At 62.7% G+C, this 3,200-nt stretch carries 2 protein-coding genes; one reads left to right on the forward strand and one right to left on the reverse strand.

Going from position 1 to position 3,200, the window contains the following annotated elements; translation table 11 throughout:
* A partial coding sequence (locus VMR39_RS21585) for a TonB-dependent receptor domain-containing protein (protein WP_325418961.1) occupies window positions 1-1,246 on the forward strand: 1,246 nt, incomplete at its 5' end.
* Window positions 1,247-1,303: 57 nt separating this feature from the next.
* On the opposite strand, the gene treF is transcribed toward VMR39_RS21585, so the two are convergent.
* Window positions 1,304-2,878: an alpha,alpha-trehalase TreF gene (gene treF, locus VMR39_RS21590; RefSeq protein WP_325418963.1), complete on the reverse strand. Its 1,575-nt coding sequence runs from the start codon at window positions 2,876-2,878 to the stop codon at window positions 1,304-1,306.
* Window positions 2,879-3,200: the final 322 nt, after the last annotated feature.

Genomic DNA, 3,200 nt, shown 5'->3' on the forward strand with positions numbered 1-3,200 from the left:
GCTCATGCACCCCGACGTGGACGCGGCCGTGCTGGAGACTGCACGGGGCGGCATGCTGCGCGAGGGCCTGGGCTTCGACCGCTGCCAGACTGCGGTGGTGACCAACATCGGCGCCGGTGATCACCTGGGCCTGAACTACACCACCCGCGACAATTGGGCGCTGGGCAACGACATATTGCTGACGGCCGAACCCAATGCCCGTCGCCTGAACCTGACGCTGGGCGATGGTCGCGTGGCGACCCGCGACGGCTTCACCTCCGGCGCCAGCTTCTTGGTGAACGGCCGTTATGAAGGGCGCGACATCGCCTTCTATGCGGTGGACGAGCTTCAGGTGACAAACCAGTTGCGCGTCGATGGCGGCGTGCGCTGGCAGCGTCACGAAGTCGTGGGCGATGTCGCGACCTCCGGCGCGGCCTTCGATCAGGATGGCAGCGCCGCCACCCTTTACGACCGAACCGTGCAGTTGGGCGCCGCAGGCCGTATCGACTATGGCGCGTCGCGCTGGTCGTGGACGGCGGGCGCCAATTACGACTTCACCAGCCAGATCGGCGTCTTTGCCCGGTACAGCCGCGGCAACAGCTTCCCGCAGTTCGACAATCTGCGCGAAGGGCTGACCATCATATCGAAGGTGGACACCTATGAAGGTGGGTTGAAGGTGTCGACCCCGATGCTGAACCTCTATGCGACCATGTTCCACAACAAGTTCGACGGTCTGGCGACGACTCAGATCATCAACGGTGTGCCCAATGAATCGGTCGGTGGTGCAAAGGCGACCGGCGTCGAGCTGGAAGGCGTGATCCGTCCGTTCGCGGGCTTCAGCATCGCGGCGGCAGGCACCTATCTGGACGGCACCTATCGTAGCTTCTTCAGCGGCAACGGTACCATCGACAACACCGGTAACCGCGTGCAGCGTCAGCCCAAATGGATGTGGCGCGTGACGCCCAGCTACGAACTGACGGTAGGCGATTTCCGTCCGTCCATCTTCGCCACGCTGCAATATACGGGCGACCGCTTCTCCGACCCGGAGAACGCACAGCTGCTGCCCAATTACTATCAGCTGGACGCGGGTGTGTCGGTGGACGTCAACCAGCGGTTGAAGCTGGCGGTGACGGGCAACAACCTGACCGACGAACTGGGCCTGACCGAAGGCAATCCGCGCATCATCGGATCGCAGGGCGCAGGCACCATCCTGGCCCGTCCGATCTTAGGTCGGTCTTTCCGCTTCAGCGCGGCCTACAGCTTCTGATAAGCTGACGGAGAAGGGGCTGGGCGATCATCCGATCGTCCGGCCCCTTTTGTTTGCTTACTGGGCCTTTTCCAGTTCGGCCGCTATTTCGGGATATCGTTCCAGCAGCGCGCTGGTCACGCCATTGGTCCACCCGAACCCGTCCTGAAGCGGATATTCGCCGCCGCCACCCGGCTTGCGCTCCTCGACATCATATTTTTCCAGCATCTTGCCGGTCTGCGCATAGGCTACCGCAACCGTCCCGATCCAGCGCCCGGCAATGTCGCGCGCCAACGCTTGCTGCCCGTTGCGGGCCAGGCCATCAATCGCCACCCATTGAAGCGGCGCCCAGCCATTGGGGGTATCCCATTGCTGCCCGGTCTTGTTCGGCGTGGTGCGCAGCCCCCCGCTGCCCAGCAGCTTGGCGCGCACCGTCATCGCCACTGCGCTCGCCTGCGCAGGCGAAGACGCACCCACGAACAGCGGATAGAGCGTTGCGGCGGACAGCACGACCGTCGGCTTCTTCGCCTTACTGTCCCAGTCGGCATAGCGGCCTTCCTTGCCGACCCACAGATAGCGGTCGATAGCGGCCTTGCGCTTGCGCGCCAGCCCTGCAAATTCGGTGGCGCAGGCGCTATCGCCCGCCTTTTGACAGCGCGCCTCGATCCTCTGTTCCATCGCCAGCATCAGGCTGTTGAGGTCCACCGGCACGATGTCGGTCGTGTGGATGGTCGCGATCGTCCGCCCGTCGCCAAACCAGCGCGAGGTAAAGTCCCAGCCGCTTTCCGCGCCTGCGCGCAGATGACGATAGGTGATGGCCTTGTCGCCCTTCGCCTCTGCGGCGGTCGCGACATCCTCTGCATAGGATTCGTCGCGGGGCGTATCCTTGTCGTCCCAATAGCGGTTGAGCAACGTGCCGTCGGGCATCCGCACGACGCGATCGCATGCGCCGCTGGGCTTAATGCAGGATGAGCCCTTCATCCAATAGGCATGTTCGGCCCGCAGCGCCGCCAACTGACGAGTGGCGGTGTCGGCGCTGTCATCCTTCGACAGGTCCAGCATCAGCGAGTAGAAGGGCGGCTGCGACCGGCTGAGATAATAGCTGCGCATGCCGTTTGGGATATGGCCGTAAATCTCGATGGTAGAGGTGAAATCCACCAACATGCTTTCGATCAGCGGCTGCTGACCGTCGACCGCCAAGCCCAGCATGGTGAAATAGCTGTCCCAATAATAGATTTCGCGGAAGCGCCCGCCCGGCACGACGAAAGGTGCGGGCAGTGGTAGCGCGGAACTGCCCGCCTGCCGCTCGACCGGCTGGCGGACCAGCATCGGCCACAAGGTGCGTACATGTACGCGCAGGTTGGACGCGCCATGATCGTTGACGCCCGGCACGCGGAAGTGGTGCAGCACGAACGTCTTGAGCGCGTCCTTGCCTTGGGGCGGCCGCTGGTGATAGGTCGCCATGATCGCGGCAGGGTCAGATCGCGGTGTCGCGTCGACGAAGGTCTTGCCATCGGGGAACAGCTTTTCGAGCTGAACGCGCTCAAAAAGGTCGTTGTACAGTTCGGCAGGGGAGGATTGCGCCCAGCTCGGATGTCCCAACGCAAGGAGGGAGACGAGGCCGGCGGCAACGAAAGATCGCCATTTTTTCATGGTCCCTCTTTCGGTCGCCTCACTAGCCTTTGCAACCGCAAAATCGGATGGTCGGCCGGTACTACGGCGTAGCACCCGCAGCGTCGCTGTGGGTGGGTGCGCGCGATCCGATAGATCAGTGGTGGCGCCGATCTGCGGCAAACCATGCGTTCGATTGACAGCATCAGAAGGATAAGCATGTCGGTGGCTTTGACTGAGCAATCCTATTCGTTGTGATGTAAGAACGGTTCGACCTCGAATATGTTTTTGAGAAGCGCAAGCGGCGTAGCTGCGATCGGGAGGCTCTATGCTGATCATCATGGCTGGCCGGACTACAAGCCTC

This window comes from Sphingobium sp. (assembly GCF_035511395.1).
Taxonomy (GTDB): domain Bacteria; phylum Pseudomonadota; class Alphaproteobacteria; order Sphingomonadales; family Sphingomonadaceae; genus Sphingobium.